The sequence below is a fragment of the Exiguobacterium sp. s122 genome (assembly GCF_018618475.1).
GTDB classification, from domain to species: domain Bacteria; phylum Bacillota; class Bacilli; order Exiguobacteriales; family Exiguobacteriaceae; genus Exiguobacterium; species Exiguobacterium himgiriensis.
The window spans coordinates 1-383 of the sequence record NZ_JACSMD010000021.1; the positions used below are offsets into that span (position 1 = coordinate 1).

The 383-nt window shown below is 50.7% G+C and carries 2 tRNA genes; both read left to right on the forward strand.

The window, feature by feature from the left end:
* The first annotated feature begins 120 nt into the window (after window positions 1–120).
* Window positions 121–197, forward strand: a tRNA-Ile gene (locus KNP92_RS15735).
* A gap of 21 nt (window positions 198–218) precedes the next feature.
* Window positions 219–291 (forward strand) — tRNA-Ala (locus KNP92_RS15740).
* Window positions 292–383 lie beyond the last annotated feature (92 nt).

Here is a 383-nt window from a genome sequence, read left to right on the forward strand (position 1 = left end):
AACAAGGTAGCCGTATCGGAAGGTGCGGCTGGATCACCTCCTTTCTAAGGAAAATGCCCCTGTGGCATTGCCCATCGTTCAGTTTTGAGAGACCAAAATCTCTCGACAATCAAATTATGAGGGCCTATAGCTCAGCTGGTTAGAGCGCACGCCTGATAAGCGTGAGGTCGGTGGTTCGAGTCCACTTAGGCCCACCATTTTTTTGAGAATTCCATCACGGGGCCTTAGCTCAGCTGGGAGAGCGCCTGCCTTGCACGCAGGAGGTCAGCGGTTCGATCCCGCTAGGCTCCACTTTTGTTCCTTGAAAACTGAAGATTCATCAAGACATCAAACCAATTTTTCACATATGGTCCGTGAGGACCGTGTGTCTTAGACGCTAGATC